Below are 15,107 nucleotides of genomic sequence, written 5' to 3'. Positions count from 1 at the left end.
AGCAATACCTGTTTGCGCACGACCTAGAATCAAGGCGTGTACATCATGTGTACCTTCATAAGTGTTGACCACTTCCAGATTCACCAGATGACGAGCTACACCAAATTCATCAGAGATCCCGTTCCCGCCCATCATGTCTCGCGCTAAACGGGCAATGTCTAAAGCTTTACCACAGTTATTACGCTTGATCAGTGAAGTACCTTCAACTGATGCAATGCCTTCATCTTTCATGCGGCCAAAACGTAAAGCCACTTGCAGACCTAATGCAATTTCAGTTTGCATGTCTGCCAGTTTTTTCTGGATCAGCTGATTCGCAGCCAATGGACGGCCGAACTGTTTACGGTCCATGGTGTATTGATGCGCTGTATGCCAGCAGAATTCAGCTGCACCCATCGCACCCCAGGCGATACCATAACGAGCACTGTTCAGACAGGTAAATGGACCTTTCAAACCACGGATTTCCGGGAATGCATTTTCTTCTGGTACAAAAACATTGTCCATCACGATTTCACCGGTGATCGAAGCACGTAGGCCAACCTTACCGTGAATCGCTGGTGCAGAAAGCCCTTCCCAGCCTTTTTCTAAAATAAAGCCGCGAATATCACCGACATTGCCTTCAGGAGACACTTCTTTCGCCCAAACCACAAAGACATCCGCAATCGGACTGTTGGTAATCCACATTTTTGCGCCAGTCAGACGGTAACCACCATCGACTTTTTTGGCACGAGTAATCATGCTGCCCGGATCAGAACCATGATCTGGTTCAGTCAGACCGAAACAACCGATATATTCACCGGTCGCCAGTTTTGGCAAATATTTCTGTTTCTGTTCTTCAGAACCAAATTCATTGATGGGCACCATCACCAGAGAACTTTGCACGCTGGCCATAGAACGGTAACCCGAATCTACACGTTCTACTTCACGAGCAATCAGACCATAGCTGACATAGTTTAAACCTGCACCGCCGTATTGTTCTGGAATGGTTGGACCCAACAGACCGAGTTCACCCATTTCACGGAAAATGGTTGGATCAGTTTTTTCATGGCGGAACTGTTCTAGTACACGTGGCATCAGCTTATCCTGACAGTACGCATGCGCGCTGTCACGGATCATGCGTTCTTCTTCAGTCAGTTGCTGTTCCAGTAAAAATGGATCCTGCCAGTTAAAATAGACTTTGCTGGTTTTTTTCGTATCGACCATTTGATTCATAGTATTCCCTGCCAATCCTTCATCTATCTATTAGATGATGTTGTTTTATCCTTCAGATTGACTCTAGGCATGAATCATGACTTATTCAAACAATAAATTTGCATGCAGCTATGCACTTTATGCATACCTTATATAAGTCGCTATTTCTAGAAATTTTTTTCATAGCTAATTTGCCTGTTTTTTATACCAAAGTCGTATAGTAGTATTAGATTGATATACCATTTATTGATATCTGACCATTTTAAGTTCAAGGATGAACAAATGCGTAGAAAAATACCTTCCCTGCAAGCGCTGATCTGTTTCGAAACTGCTGCACGTCATGCCAGTTATACCTATGCTGCACAGGAACTGTTTTTAACCCAAAGTGCAGTTTCACGCCAGATCCAGCAACTGGAGGAGTATTTAGGCACGGCTTTATTTACCCGTACGCGGCATGGTGTAGAACTCAATCATGCTGGACAGCAATATTTAAAAAGTATCACTCCGCATCTCAAAGGACTGGAACAGTCAACCCTAGACGTCATTACGCATCAAGGGCGCGGCGGTACTTTAAAACTGGGCGTAGTGCCTACGTTTGCGACTCGCTGGCTATTACCTAAACTCCAGAGCTTTAATCGGCTGTATCCTGAAATTACGATACATCTGGAAACCAGCACCCGCCCTTTTCTGTTTCAGGAACAGATTTTCGATGCTGCTATTTATGCAGGAACACCTCAACAGGTCGAACAATGGCCGGGTACACATAGCCATTTTCTAATGCATGAAGATGTAGTTGCTGTCTGTGCACCTGACCTGATTCAACAGTATTTTCCCAATGCACAGAAGATTAATGATTACAGCTATGACTTAAGTGCTGAACAATTGGTTCAACTTCCTTTATTACAGCAAACCACCCGGCCGAATATCTGGGAAGACTGGTTCAAGTTACATCAGATCCAGCATCCGAATCCTTTGCAGGGGCAACGACATGAACTGTTTTCTATGCTCGCTGTAGTGGCTAGCCATGGCATGGGAATGGCCTTGATTCCACAAATGCTAATTGAAAAAGAATTAAAGCGGCAGGAATTGGTGCTGGTATCCAGCAAGACCTTAGAAAGGAAACGAGGCTATTATCTGGTCCATTCCAGCCAAGAAAGCTCACCGCTGATTGAAAAATTTGTTGCATGGATACAACAGGAAATTCAAGGCAGCCTTCCATCTGAGTCTGAGCTATAAACCCCAATGAATAGACCATAAAAAACCCCGATCAATGATCGGGGTTTTTCGTATCTGGCGGAAGCGGTGAGATTCGAACTCACGGAGGGGTATAAGCCCTCGTCGGTTTTCAAGACCGGTGCATTAAACCGCTCTGCCACGCTTCCATGTGCACAATAATACGGAGCTTTTAGGTGACTGACAAGTGAAAATTACAGTGAATCTCATCAACTGCATATAGTTTCATCAAATCCTTACAATTTTGCTGCCAATTCTGCCCCTTCACGAATTGCACGCTTGGCATCCAGCTCAGCAGCCAGCTTTGCTCCACCAATAATATGGTAATTCGCTAGAGTCTTTTGATCCTCTGAAGGCATAACATCTTTGACTGACTCCTGACCAGCACAAACGACGACCGTATCTACACGCAGCAATTGATCATGCCCATCCACTTCAATCCACAAACCTTCATCCGTAATCGATTTGTAGTGCACACCGCGTAACATGCGCACGCCATGTTTTTTTAATTGGGCACGATGAACCCAGCCCGTGGTTTTACCTAAGCCTGCTCCTAAAGCAGTAGTTTTACGTTGTAATAGATAAATTTCACGTACAGGTGGCTCGACTTCTGCTGGCTGCAGTCCGCCTTCACTTACATAATTTGCATGCAGATCTACACCCCATTCCCGTTTCCATTCATCTACTGGTTGCGGTTGCGGCTGATGCGGTGGCTTTAATAAAAATTCCGACACATCAAAACCAATTCCTCCGGCACCAATGACAGCGACACGATCTCCTACTGGTGCACCTCGCAGTACTTCAGCATAAGACAGGACTTGAGGTGCATCACTTCCGGTAATTTTCAATTCACGCGGAACCACGCCCGTAGCAACAATAACCTCATCAAAACCTTCGCGTTCCAGTTGTTCCCGATTCACTCGGGTATTTAAACGGACATCTACCCCAGTTTTTTCCAGCTGCACTTTGAAATAGCGAATGGTTTCGTGGAATTCTTCTTTGCCTGGAATCACTTTGGCCAGATTAAATTGCCCCCCCACTTCATTAGTGGCTTCAAATAAAGTCACATCATGACCGCGGCTGGCTGCGACTGTGGCTGCGGATAAACCTGCCACTCCACCACCTACTACGGCGATGCCTTTAGGCTTTTTGGTTTTGACATAGACCAGTTCGGTTTCATAGCCGGCACGTGGATTCACCAGACAGGTAGCGCGTTTATTTTTAAAGGTATGATCCAGGCAGGCCTGATTACAGGCGATACAGGTATTAATTTCATCAACACGATTCGTTGCAGTTTTATTCACCCAGAATGCATCTGCTAATAACGGGCGTGCCATTTGCACCATATCTGCCTGTCCCGATGCCAAAATCGCTTCAGCCGTTTCTGGCATATTGATCCGATTCGATGCAATGACTGGAACAGCAACATGCTTTTTGACTTCTGCGGTGTAATCTACGAATGCAGCACGAGGAACAGAAGTGACAATCGTCGGAATACGCGCTTCATGCCAGCCAATACCGGTATTCAGCAAAGTTATTCCAGCCTTCTCTAATGCTTTAGCGACGGTAATCACTTCCTGCATAGTATTGCCATCATGCACCAGATCTAGCAAGCACAAACGGAAACAGATAATAAATCTTTCACCAATTTCAGCACGAATCGCTTTAACAATTTCCACTGCAAAACGCATGCGGTTTTCAATTTCTCCGCCCCAGCGATCAGTACGCTGATTGACATGACGGCTTAAAAATTGGTTAATCAAATACCCTTCAGAGCCCATGATTTCCACGCCGTCATAACCCGCTTTTTTAGCCAGTTTTGCAGTTTTAACATAGTCCTGAATCGTATCCAGAATCTGGCTCTCAGACATCTGACGTGGTTTAAAAGGTGAAATTGGCGATTTGATCGGACTGGCAGATACCACAAAAGGCTGATAGCCATAACGTCCGGCATGCAAAATCTGCAACAGAATCTTGGCCCCATGCTTATGCACGGCATGCGTAACCAGTCGATGCGGTGCAACATCGCCCAAGGTATTCATGGTTCCGCCAGCAGGCAATAACCAGCCCTGACGATTCGGTGAAATCCCGCCAGTAATCAGGAGACCAACACCACCTTTGGCACGTTCACCAAAATAAGCGGCCAGTTTAGGATAATTATAAAAACGATCTTCCAAGCCCGTATGCATTGATCCCATCACCACACGGTTTTTAATCGTGGTGAAACCCAGATGTAATGGTTTTAAAATATTTGCATAGCGCGTCGTTGTCATAAAATATCCCTGATTCTTATTTGGCTAAAAGCTTAAATCTTATAAATGTACTTTAACTGATTTTCAGGGGCTTTTTATGACTATCAGGTCCGCTTTCTCAGGCACAAATACCAATTGTGATATTCATGCCGTACCTGAGTGATGGATTTATTGCTGCCATTGATTTTTACTGGATTTCCATAACGCAATTACTCCAAGTACTGTACCAATAGGAAAACTGAGCAGCATAAGGATCGCCATAATTCTGGACAAGGTGCGTCCTGAACCATTGCCCTGTTTGACCTTGAGACAGGTCTGAATATTCAAAACAATCAGCACAGCTAAAAGTAGCAACACAATACCCAGACTCAGCATGGAAATCGTCGACTGCTGATATTCCAGATATAAAAATGCAACCGTACTAAAAACCAGCAAACCGGCATAGATTCCATGCACAATCGACAGGGTTTCATTTTTGGCAGCCGGTTGCAGATTAGGTAAAGGAGGAATATTCGGGCTCATGAGGGCTATCCTAAAGATGTTTTTTCTTAATGATGTTATTGAATCTTCCCAGATTTTCCTATTTTTTAAGCGTTTGTCAAAAATACGGTAATTTTATGATTATCTAAGCCTATTGAATCAAGATTTTGAAACGAGTTTTTCTTTTCTAAAGCAAACCTAAATAAAATAATGATACAATTGATGCAATATGTGTTTTTTCAGGCCACCACTTCTGGCGTGCCTATTTCATATCATTAGGATGAACAATGTCTGATAATGCAACTATCTTGCAGAATGTGCCTGTAGGCAAAAAAGTTGGTATTGCCTTTTCTGGCGGTCTAGATACTTCTGCAGCTCTTTTGTGGATGAAACAAAAAGGCGCTGAACCTTATGCTTATACAGCAAACTTGGGTCAGCCAGACGAAGACGATTACGATGCGATTCCAAAAAAAGCTGAAGCTTATGGCGCAGTAAAAGCACGTTTGATCGACTGCCGTTTACAGCTTGCATTAGAAGGTATTGCTGCAATTCAATGTGGCGCGTTCCACATTTCTACCGGTGGCGTTCCATACTTCAACACGACTCCTCTTGGCCGTGCAGTAACAGGTACCATGCTGGTAACTGCAATGAAAGAAGATGACGTGAACATCTGGGGTGACGGTTCTACTTATAAAGGTAACGACATCGAGCGTTTCTACCGCTACGGTCTATTGACCAACCCTAACCTGAAAATCTACAAACCTTGGTTAGACCAGACCTTCATTGACGAGCTAGGTGGCCGTGCAGAAATGTCACAGTTCCTGATCGACAATGGCTTTGACTACAAAATGTCAAAAGAGAAAGCTTACTCAACTGACTCAAACATGTTGGGTGCAACTCACGAAGCCAAAGATCTTGAATACCTGAATGCCGGTATCAAAATCGTTGATCCGATCATGGGCGTTGCATTCTGGAAAGAAGATGTTGAAATCAAACCTGAAGAAGTATCCATTACTTTTGAAGAAGGTTTTCCTGTTGCAATCAATGATCAACGTATCGAAGATCCAGTTGAGTTCATTCTTGAAGCGAACCGTATTGGTGGCCGTCATGGTCTAGGTATGTCAGATCAGATCGAAAACCGTATCATCGAAGCGAAATCTCGTGGTATCTACGAAGCTCCGGGTATGGCACTGCTTCACATCGCTTACGAGCGTCTGGTCACTGGTATTCATAACGAAGACACCATCGAACAATACCGTATCAACGGTCTTCGTTTGGGTCGTCTTCTGTACCAAGGTCGCTGGTTCGATTCTCAAGCATTGATGCTTCGTGAAACTGCACAGCGTTGGGTAGCTAAAGCGATCACTGGTACTGTGACTTTAGAACTGCGTCGTGGTAATGACTACACCATCATGAACACCGAATCTCCTAACCTCACTTATGAAGCTGAGCGTTTGACTATGGAGAAAGGTGATTCTATGTTCTCTCCAGCGGATCGTATCGGTCAGTTGACTATGCGTAACCTGGACATCACGGATACACGTGCGAAATTGGGTATCTATACAGATTCTGGCTTACTTGCAGTAGGTACAGGTTCTGCAGTGCCTCAGTTAAAAGACAAAAACAAATAAGTCTGTTTTAACGTCAAAAAACCGCTCATTTGAGCGGTTTTTTTTATGGATTCGATTTAGGTATTCACGCTGTTCGGGTTTGCGGTGCGGATCGACTGATAATAAATCTGGTTTCGACCCAACTGTTTGGCCCGATACAACGCCTGATCGGCAATTCCCAATAAGGAATCCTTATCAATAAAGTCTTCACCACGATAAACGGTGATGCCCAAACTGATGGTGATATGGTTAGCTACCCCAGATTTCTCATGCGGAATTTCTAGACGCTCAATCGCATTAAAGATATTGGAAGCGACTGCATAGGCACCATGCGCATCAGTTTCTGGAAGCAGTACCACAAACTCCTCGCCTCCATAACGGGCCACAAAGTCCATATGCCGGATGGCATTTTTAATAGTGAAGGCAATACTGGAAATGACATCATCACCTTTTTGATGTCCATAAAAATCGTTATAGTTTTTAAAATGATCCACATCGATAAATAAAATCGCTAAAGCATGCTGATTACGGCGAGAACGTTCAAAAAAGATATCCAGTGTTTCATCGAAAGTTCGTCGATTAGAGATTTTGGTCAGCTCATCATGCTGGCTTAAATGCAGTAATTCTGTGGTATGAATTCGCTGAATTTTCTCACTGATTCTGGCACGCATGGTGTATAGAAAGATCATGCGTTCCCTAGCGAAAAGCATATAACTAATCACACATCCCAATAAGCTACTGCCAATCAGAATCCTCCCGAAGACCAGTGCATTAAAGTCGATCGATAACATGGATAACAGCCAAACTGTACAAAGTGCAGCAAATAACCCCGTGATTAACATCTGTAAAGGTTTTACTCCGGTCAGAATATACCCCAGAATGTAGATAATGGTGATGATCGCCATCGACTGATGTTGCAAGCTTACTGTTTGAATGGACATGGTCAGATAAGAGGTCGAGACTATCATCCAGAACATTAGCAGCATGGAAGCCTGCGGAAAAAAGCGTTTGATTTTAGGTAGACAGGAGAAGAAATAAAAAGCAAGTAAAGCTAGACTGCCATTGATCAGCCCCAACATACAGCGCACAAAATCTTGTACGAAATATTGTGAATCGATAATCCAGTAGTCGGTCGGAACCATAACCAGCAGAAAAATAAAATAGGTCAGTACTCCTGCCCAGACATATTTTTCGACATGTTTACGTGCCCGCTCCAAGTTTTTGCTACAGAACTCCTGTTCCAGATTCTGAGGGAAAACCGAGCCTACACGCTGACTTTGCCGTGTGATTAATTCTTCTATTTTTTCTTTTTCATCTTGCAATTTTGCTAGATTGTACTTGTATTCCATTGCCAAGTATTTATGTAATTTTTTTATTAATTTTAAAATATCATACTTTTATAAATTAATTTATAGATATCCCTTATTTTGTATATATTTCTCGTTACCATTTTGGGCATAGATGCATTATCATTTGTTTTATTTCTCCGATTGAATTCGCCTTGAATACGATTACCCTTCTCCAGCCAGACGACTGGCATGCCCACCTGCGTGATGGTCTCGCTCTGCAACGCACTGTTCCTGATCTAGCTAAACAGTTTTCCCGTGCAATCTGTATGCCGAACCTTGTTCCACCGGTTAAAACTGTGGAAGAAGCATTAAGCTACCGTGAACGTATTATGGCGCATGTTCCTGAAGGTAGCGATTTTGATCCACGCATGGTGCTGTATTTCACAGATAATACCTCTCCAAGTGAAGTCAAAAAGATTAAAGATTCTGCACATGTCAATGCCATTAAACTTTACCCGGCTGGCGCAACCACCAACTCGGATAGCGGTGTAAGCGACATTCGTAAAGTATATTCAGTCATTGAACAGCTTGAAGAGCATCAGGTGCCTTTATTGCTGCACGGTGAAGTGACGCATAATCATGTCGATATTTTTGACCGTGAAAAACGTTTCCTTGATGAAGTCTTAGCACCATTACTAAAACAGTTCCCGAAACTGAAACTGGTTCTGGAACACATTACTACCAGCGAGGCAGCTAATTTCGTACTGGAACAGGATCGTAATGTGGCTGCGACTATTACCCCACAGCATTTACTGTTTAACCGTAATGATATGCTGGTTGGTGGGATCAAGCCGCACTTCTATTGTCTGCCAATTTTAAAACGTCAGACGCATCAGCAAACGTTGCTTGAAGTGGCAACGAGCGGTAATCCTAAATTTTTCTTAGGCACCGACAGTGCACCGCACTCAAAAAATGCCAAAGAAAATGCGTGTGGCTGCGCAGGATGCTATAGTGCTCCGACTGCAATTGAGTTATATGCTCAGGCCTTTGATCAAGTAGGTAAAATCGACCGCCTAGAAGGTTTTGCCAGCCACTTTGGTGCAGATTTCTACGGCCTCCCACGTAATACCAAAACCATTACGCTGGTCAAAGAAGATCAAGTTATTCCTGAAAGTCTAGACTACTTGGATGGTGAACAAATCGTTCCGCTATATGCAGGAAAAACCATTCAATGGAGAAAAATGTGACAAATGAAACTCTTCCAGTCATTGGTCAGCGTTTCCGTGGATTTTTGCCTGTTGTTGTCGATGTTGAAACAGCAGGCTTTAATGCACAGACTGATGCCTTGTTAGAAATTGCGGCCATTCCTATTGTTTATAATGAAGATGGCCAGTTTGTGCCCGGTGAAGCTTACCACGCACATATCAATCCTTTCGAAGGTGCCAACCTGGATCGCCGCTCTTTGGAATTTATCGGGATTGACCCGTCAAATCCGATGCGGATCGCAATGGCTGAAGATGAAAAAACCGCGTTAAAACGTATTTTTAAATCGGTCAATGAAGTGCGTCGTCAGCAAAATTGTACGCATGCCGTTTTGGTCGGTCACAATGCGCATTTTGATTTGGGCTTTGTACAGGCAGCAATTGCCCGTACCGGAACCAAAAACCAGAATCCGTTTCACAGTTTTTCTGTGTTTGATACCGTGACTTTAAGTGCGGTGATGTTTGGTCAAACGGTTCTGGCTAAATCTTGTATTCAGGCCGGTATTGAGTTTGATGGCAAAGAAGCACACTCTGCGTTATACGATACGCAAAAGACTGCGGAACTGTTTTGCTATATTTTAAACAAACTCGCACCTCACCTGCTTGACACTTTGGTGGCGGATCAATAAGATACCGCCATCTTCTAAACGTCCCTATCGTCTAGAGGCTTAGGACATCGCCCTTTCACGGCGGTAACCGGGGTTCGAATCCCCGTAGGGACGCCATCTTATTTATCCCCTTCTTCTTTCATTTTTTCCAAGAAAACTCTTTTTCTTATTATTGCTTTCAATACTATTGTTATAAATTTTGCATGACTGAGTTTGGTGCCCTTTCTCGTTTGCTTAGGCTATAATCAAGTTGATGTTAGGTTTTAATCAATTTTCCCATGCTAAAGAAAATCCTGCTTGTTTTACTTATTCTGGCACCTTCAGCGCTTTATATTTATGTGATCAGTCGCGATGATAAAACTGCTGAGAACCGAGCAGAAACTACGCCTGCTGAAAAAACACCGACTGAGCAATACCAGACTCCCGATCACTAGTTTTTAAGAGGCTTTGCAAATATTTATTTTTTAAATTAAAAGAAGAACTTTATGAGGAAATTCCAATTTATGTGATATTTCACATAATTAAAACTAAAATACTTTTTTTAAATCTCTCCTTTTAATTGAGCTATGCAATCTCCCTCTCCACCTTCACAGCATTCGTCTGTTGAGGGTCAAACTCCGTCGTTAAAACGTGCCATGGGCACACGTCATCTGATCATGCTTTCCCTTGGTGGCGCTATTGGTACCGGCCTGTTTATGGGTTCCGGTGAAGTGATTTCACAAGCTGGACCTTTGGGCGCAGTACTGGCCTATATTATTGGTGGCTTGATCGCCTATATGGTAATGCTCTGCCTCGGTGAACTGGCCGTACATTTACCCGTGTCTGGTTCCTTTGGTGCCTTTGCAACCCATTATATTGGACCGGGTACAGGCTATATGGTGTCCTGGATGTACTGGCTCGGCTGGTCAGCCACTTTGGGTACCGAATTCACTGCAGCTGCGATTCTAATGCAGGAATGGTTCCCGCAAACTTCGATCTGGTTATGGACATTGATCTTTGCTGCAGGTGTACTGCTCTCCAATTTAAGCTCAACCCGTACTTTTGCCGAATCAGAATTCTGGCTGTCACTGGTTAAAGTTGCGACTGTACTGATTTTTATTATTCTGGGCTTTGGCTGTATCTTTGGCTTTATTCCATTTCAAGGTTATGAATCTGCGCCACTGTTCAATAATCTGACTGAACATGGCTGGCTACCAAATGGTTTGATCCCATTATTCACTACCCTGCTGATCGTGAATTTTGCCTTTAACGGTACCGAGATGATCGGGATCGCTGCCGGTGAAACCGAAAATCCTGAGAAAAATGTACCGAAAGCGATTCATGCTGCGGTATGGCGTCTGATGATTTTCTTTGTTGGCACCATCATTGTGATCAGCTCGTTACTGACTTATACCGATGCAGGTCTACAGGTCGGTGGTCATGGGGGCTTAAGCAGCAGTCCGTTTGTATCCGTGTTTACCCAGATGGGTATTCCTTATGCCGAAGATTTCATTCGTTTCGTAATTATCACTGCGCTGCTCTCTACTGCAAACTCTGGACTCTATGCAGCTTCACGTATGATGTGGGCATTGTCTTCACAAAACCAGTTACCGCGACTATTTGCCAAAGTCAGCAAATCCGGCTTGCCTTATGTAGCAGTTTGGGTCACCATGATTGGCGGCTTGCCTGGTCTGCTCTCTGAACAATTTGGTGCAGATGTCATCTTTAAAAACCTGATGGGCGTGGCCGCTTTTACCATGGTGATTGTCTGGATGAGTATCTGCTGGAGCCAGTTTAATTTCCGTCGCCAATGGCTGAAGTCTGGTCATAGCGTCTCTGAACTAAAATTCCGTACACCTTGGTTCCCCTTAGTTCCCACTCTAGGTTTTGTAACTTGTACTGCAACCGGTCTGAGTATGGCAGCTGACCCTGAAATGCTCTCTGGTTTTATTGGCTGTTTATTGTTTATGGCAGCATGTTATGCAAGTTATTACTGGCTTTATCATCAAAAAGCTTAAATTCTAAACTTTTGAACTGAAATAATTTCTTTAATAAACCCAATTCCGATTGGGTTTATTTTTTCATATCAGGTAAATCCGTTCAGAAAATAATATCTTAATAAAATAAAGTTTTTGTTTTGCCTAATGTTTAAACTGTTAAATACATTTTAGTAAAAACTCTTTTGACAAAGTCCGGCTTAGTCCTTAATATAGCCATCACCTCGCAACGTCCCTATCGTCTAGAGGCCTAGGACATCGCCCTTTCACGGCGGTAACCGGGGTTCGAATCCCCGTAGGGACGCCATTATCTGATCGCTCACGATCAAGTCTTATACATAATCCATATTAATACGTTGCAGATTTGTAGTTTTTCACTACAATAACCCGCTTCATTCTTTTATTTTTTGACTCCTATGCACTCATCTCCGAATGATGCTACGCATCAGGGCAATTCTGCGCCTTTAAAACGCGCTATGAGTACTCGACATCTGGTCATGATTTCGCTTGGTGGCGCAATCGGAACAGGCCTATTTCTAGGTTCGGGTGAAGTCATTGCACAAACGGGGCCTGTAGGTGCCATTCTTGCTTATCTCCTTGGCGGGATCATCGCTTACATGGTTATGCTATGTCTGGGTGAACTTGCCGTTCATATGCCCGAATCTGGCTCATTTGGCGCCTATGCCAAACGCTATATTGGACCGGGGACTGGCTACACCATTACCTGGCTATACTGGCTGACCTGGTCAGTGACCTTGGGAACTGAATTTACCGCTGCAGCTTTATTAATGCAGGAATGGTTCCCGAATAGCTCTATGTGGATGTGGACACTGATTTTTGGTGCTTTCGTATTCGCACTGAATATGATTTCTACCCGCTGGTTTGCAGAGTCCGAGTTCTGGCTGGCACTGGTGAAAGTCGTTACTGTCGTGACCTTTATCCTGCTTGGCCTACTCGCTATTTTTGGTGTAGTAAGCTACCAAGGACAGGAAACTGCTCCGCTATTCAGTAACCTGACAGCTCAAGGCTGGTTCCCCGAAGGTCTGTTCCCAATCTTCACCACCATGCTGATTGTAAACTTTGCATTCTCTGGCACAGAACTGATTGGTGTGGCTGCGGGTGAAACAAAAGATCCGGCCAAAAATGTACCAAAAGCGATTAATACTGCAATTTTCCGCTTACTGATTTTCTTTGTAGGTACGATTATTGTGGTGACTTCCCTTCTTCCGCATCAGGAAGCAGGTCTGGCAGCTGAAGGTGTCAGTAGCAGCCCATTCGTGACAGTATTCCAGCATATCGGTATTCCTTATGCCGAAGATATTATCCGCTTTGTGATTATCACAGCATTGCTATCTGCTGCTAACTCAGGTCTATTTGCTGCATCCCGTATGATGTGGTCATTGTCTTACAGCAAACAGTTACCAGCGGTATTTTCACGCCTAAATGCGCGTGGTGTACCTTATATTGCAGTCATTGTCACCATGATTGGCGGTATGCCTGGTTTGCTGTCTGAACAGTTCGCACCGGAAACTATCTTCACTAACTTGCTAGGTATTGCAGCATTTACCATGGTAGTGGTCTGGATGAGCATCTGTCTCAGCATGTTCAACTTCCGCCGTGAATGGTACAAACAGGGTAAAACAGCGAAGGATCTTGATTTTGCTGCGCCATTATTCCCGATCGTACCGATTCTGGGTTTTCTGTTCTGTCTGATTACCTGTATCAGTATGGTGTTTGATCCGAGCATGCGTATCAGTTTCTTTGGCTGCTTGCTGTTTATCGCACTGTGCTATGCCAGCTACTACAAGTTCTATCACAAAAATGCTTAAACATTAAAATGACCAAAAGAGCAGCTTCGGCTGCTCTTTTTTATTTATACTGAAAATGTTCTAGGCAGCCAGCGTGGTGTGTCGATGAAAATTATTTATATTCATGGCATGAACAAGCAGAAATTCAGCTCTGCCTCCCTGCGTCAACGCTGGCTGAGTCTGCTAAAACGCGGTCTGGAACAGTCACATCAACAGGCACATTTTGCTTATCTGAAACGGCATATCCGTATCCCTTTTTATGGCGACTTACTGTCCCGTCATCATTTACATAATGTGCTAAATGCCAGCACCTTAATGCCGCAAGACTGGCCTCGCTTTCCTTTCCAGTCTCCAATTAAATCCCAGCCACCACCCCATCTCAATCAATATTCACCTGAAATTTGTGAAATTCCCGAGCTAAAGGTTGAGGATGCCATGACCTTTAACCAGAAGCTGAAGTTTATTAGTATATTAAGCCGGAATACTCTATTACGGGATTTTGTGATTTTACTGAATCATTTCCCTCGCCTGCATGATACGCTGATCAAAAAATTTCTGATCGAAACCTATTCTTATCTAGCGAATTCCACATTCATGCAACAGGTACATCAGCGAATTGGTCAACAACTGCATGGCGATAAACCCTGTATCCTGATGGCTCATTCTTTAGGAAGTGTGATTGCCTATCATTATCTGCTTCTGCACCCGGAACTGAATGTACAGCGTTTTATTACTTTAGGTTCACCATTAGCCTTTCAGGTGATTCAATCCAGCCTGGCACAACCGGTGGTACGACCTGCGGCAATTAAAGGCGACTGGATCAATTTCTATTCAACAGATGATTATCTCACCGCCATTCCGCTTACCGAACCGCCATTCAAGTTTGAACCTGAAATCATCAATCACGGCATTCGTACGCATATTCACCGTCCACATGATATTACTGGCTATTTACTGCATCCGCAGGTTGTTGAAGCAACTCTGGAATTGCTTAAAAATCCGGCCTAAATCCTGCATTTTTCAAGTATTCTACTAATATTGTTTTAAATTTATGCACTCAAAAGAAAAATTCCAAAAAACTCTGGAAAAGCGTTTGACACCCCCCTTTATACGCCCTATTATACGCCCACCTCTGAAACGTCCCTATCGTCTAGAGGCCTAGGACATCGCCCTTTCACGGCGGTAACCGGGGTTCGAATCCCCGTAGGGACGCCAATTTCAGAAGTAATATTTTATTAAGTCCCTATCGTCTAGAGGCCTAGGACATCGCCCTTTCACGGCGGTAACCGGGGTTCGAATCCCCGTAGGGACGCCATTACTTTAGATCAAAAGTTCTGGTTTAAAATATCACTTCTACACTGTCCCTATCGTCTAGAGGCCTAGGACATCGCCCTTTCACGG

Annotated in this window: 12 protein-coding genes and 5 tRNA genes; 12 read left to right on the top strand and 5 right to left on the bottom strand. The window is 43.8% G+C overall.

Annotated features, from left to right (window positions below):
* A partial coding sequence (locus tag B4J23_RS11395) for an acyl-CoA dehydrogenase (RefSeq protein WP_291360706.1) occupies positions 1-1,209 on the bottom strand: 1,209 nt, incomplete at its 3' end.
* A 261-nt stretch (positions 1,210-1,470) separates the two neighbouring features.
* On the opposite strand from B4J23_RS11395, the gene B4J23_RS11390 reads away from it, so the two are divergent.
* Positions 1,471-2,424, top strand: a complete 954-nt coding sequence (locus tag B4J23_RS11390) for a LysR substrate-binding domain-containing protein (RefSeq protein ID WP_166137786.1) — start codon at positions 1,471-1,473, stop codon at positions 2,422-2,424.
* Positions 2,425-2,479: 55 nt separating this feature from the next.
* Here the strand turns inward: B4J23_RS11390 and B4J23_RS11385 are convergent.
* The 3 genes from B4J23_RS11385 to B4J23_RS11375 form a co-directional block, all read right to left on the bottom strand.
* Positions 2,480-2,570 (bottom strand) — tRNA-Ser (locus B4J23_RS11385).
* A gap of 87 nt (positions 2,571-2,657) precedes the next feature.
* Complete coding sequence (locus B4J23_RS11380; protein ID WP_291360702.1) at positions 2,658-4,694, bottom strand: NADPH-dependent 2,4-dienoyl-CoA reductase; 2,037 nt, start codon at positions 4,692-4,694, stop codon at positions 2,658-2,660.
* A 147-nt stretch (positions 4,695-4,841) separates the two neighbouring features.
* On the bottom strand, positions 4,842-5,195 hold the full coding sequence (locus B4J23_RS11375) for a hypothetical protein (RefSeq protein ID WP_125278928.1): 354 nt from the start codon (positions 5,193-5,195) through the stop codon (positions 4,842-4,844).
* A gap of 245 nt (positions 5,196-5,440) precedes the next feature.
* Between B4J23_RS11375 and argG the strand changes: the two genes are divergently transcribed.
* Positions 5,441-6,784 (top strand): argininosuccinate synthase, encoded by a 1,344-nt coding sequence (argG, locus tag B4J23_RS11370; RefSeq protein ID WP_125278929.1) that lies wholly within the window; start codon positions 5,441-5,443, stop codon positions 6,782-6,784.
* Positions 6,785-6,840: 56 nt separating this feature from the next.
* Here argG and B4J23_RS11365 read toward each other — a convergent pair whose 3' ends face one another.
* Positions 6,841-8,112, bottom strand: a complete 1,272-nt coding sequence (locus B4J23_RS11365) for a GGDEF domain-containing protein (protein WP_291360699.1) — start codon at positions 8,110-8,112, stop codon at positions 6,841-6,843.
* Positions 8,113-8,264: 152 nt separating this feature from the next.
* On the opposite strand from B4J23_RS11365, the gene pyrC reads away from it, so the two are divergent.
* From pyrC to B4J23_RS11315, 10 genes are all read left to right on the top strand, one after another.
* Positions 8,265-9,299: a dihydroorotase gene (gene pyrC / locus B4J23_RS11360; RefSeq protein WP_291360697.1), complete on the top strand. Its 1,035-nt coding sequence runs from the start codon at positions 8,265-8,267 to the stop codon at positions 9,297-9,299.
* On the top strand, positions 9,284-9,943 hold the full coding sequence (gene rnt, locus B4J23_RS11355; protein WP_034704922.1) for a ribonuclease T: 660 nt from the start codon (positions 9,284-9,286) through the stop codon (positions 9,941-9,943). Before pyrC ends, rnt begins: the two co-directional genes overlap by 16 nt.
* Before the next feature lie 20 nt (positions 9,944-9,963).
* Positions 9,964-10,039, top strand: a tRNA-Glu gene (locus tag B4J23_RS11350).
* Between the two features lie 161 nt (positions 10,040-10,200).
* Positions 10,201-10,356: a hypothetical protein gene (locus tag B4J23_RS11345; protein WP_004782839.1), complete on the top strand. Its 156-nt coding sequence runs from the start codon at positions 10,201-10,203 to the stop codon at positions 10,354-10,356.
* 132 nt (positions 10,357-10,488) lie between these two features.
* Positions 10,489-11,919: an amino acid permease gene (locus tag B4J23_RS11340; protein ID WP_125278931.1), complete on the top strand. Its 1,431-nt coding sequence runs from the start codon at positions 10,489-10,491 to the stop codon at positions 11,917-11,919.
* A gap of 210 nt (positions 11,920-12,129) precedes the next feature.
* Positions 12,130-12,205, top strand: a tRNA-Glu gene (locus B4J23_RS11335).
* 109 nt (positions 12,206-12,314) lie between these two features.
* On the top strand, positions 12,315-13,727 hold the full coding sequence (locus B4J23_RS11330; RefSeq protein ID WP_125278932.1) for an amino acid permease: 1,413 nt from the start codon (positions 12,315-12,317) through the stop codon (positions 13,725-13,727).
* Positions 13,728-13,811: 84 nt separating this feature from the next.
* Positions 13,812-14,714 carry an alpha/beta hydrolase gene (locus tag B4J23_RS11325; protein ID WP_291360693.1) on the top strand — a complete coding sequence of 301 codons (903 nt, stop codon included), beginning with the start codon at positions 13,812-13,814 and terminating at the stop codon, positions 14,712-14,714.
* Between the two features lie 131 nt (positions 14,715-14,845).
* Positions 14,846-14,921 (top strand) — tRNA-Glu (locus B4J23_RS11320).
* Between the two features lie 24 nt (positions 14,922-14,945).
* Positions 14,946-15,021 (top strand) — tRNA-Glu (locus B4J23_RS11315).
* Positions 15,022-15,107 lie beyond the last annotated feature (86 nt).

This window comes from Acinetobacter sp. UBA3025 (genome assembly GCF_002367915.1).
Lineage (GTDB): Bacteria > Pseudomonadota > Gammaproteobacteria > Pseudomonadales > Moraxellaceae > Acinetobacter.
This window is presented reverse-complemented; position numbering and strand designations above follow the sequence as displayed.

Excerpts from the sequence above, each read along its gene's own strand:
- B4J23_RS11345 (WP_004782839.1), top strand. The coding sequence starts at position 10,201 with ATGCTAAAGAAAATCCTGCTTGTTTTACTTATTCTGGCACCTTCAGCG.
- B4J23_RS11380 (WP_291360702.1), bottom strand. The coding sequence starts at position 4,694 with ATGACAACGACGCGCTATGCAAATATTTTAAAACCATTACATCTGGGT.
- B4J23_RS11390 (WP_166137786.1), top strand. The coding sequence starts at position 1,471 with ATGCGTAGAAAAATACCTTCCCTGCAAGCGCTGATCTGTTTCGAAACT.
- B4J23_RS11325 (WP_291360693.1), top strand. The coding sequence starts at position 13,812 with ATGAAAATTATTTATATTCATGGCATGAACAAGCAGAAATTCAGCTCT.
- B4J23_RS11340 (WP_125278931.1), top strand. The coding sequence starts at position 10,489 with ATGCAATCTCCCTCTCCACCTTCACAGCATTCGTCTGTTGAGGGTCAA.
- rnt (WP_034704922.1), top strand. The coding sequence starts at position 9,284 with ATGGAGAAAAATGTGACAAATGAAACTCTTCCAGTCATTGGTCAGCGT.
- argG (WP_125278929.1), top strand. The coding sequence starts at position 5,441 with ATGTCTGATAATGCAACTATCTTGCAGAATGTGCCTGTAGGCAAAAAA.
- B4J23_RS11365 (WP_291360699.1), bottom strand. The coding sequence starts at position 8,112 with ATGGAATACAAGTACAATCTAGCAAAATTGCAAGATGAAAAAGAAAAA.
- B4J23_RS11330 (WP_125278932.1), top strand. The coding sequence starts at position 12,315 with ATGCACTCATCTCCGAATGATGCTACGCATCAGGGCAATTCTGCGCCT.
- B4J23_RS11375 (WP_125278928.1), bottom strand. The coding sequence starts at position 5,195 with ATGAGCCCGAATATTCCTCCTTTACCTAATCTGCAACCGGCTGCCAAA.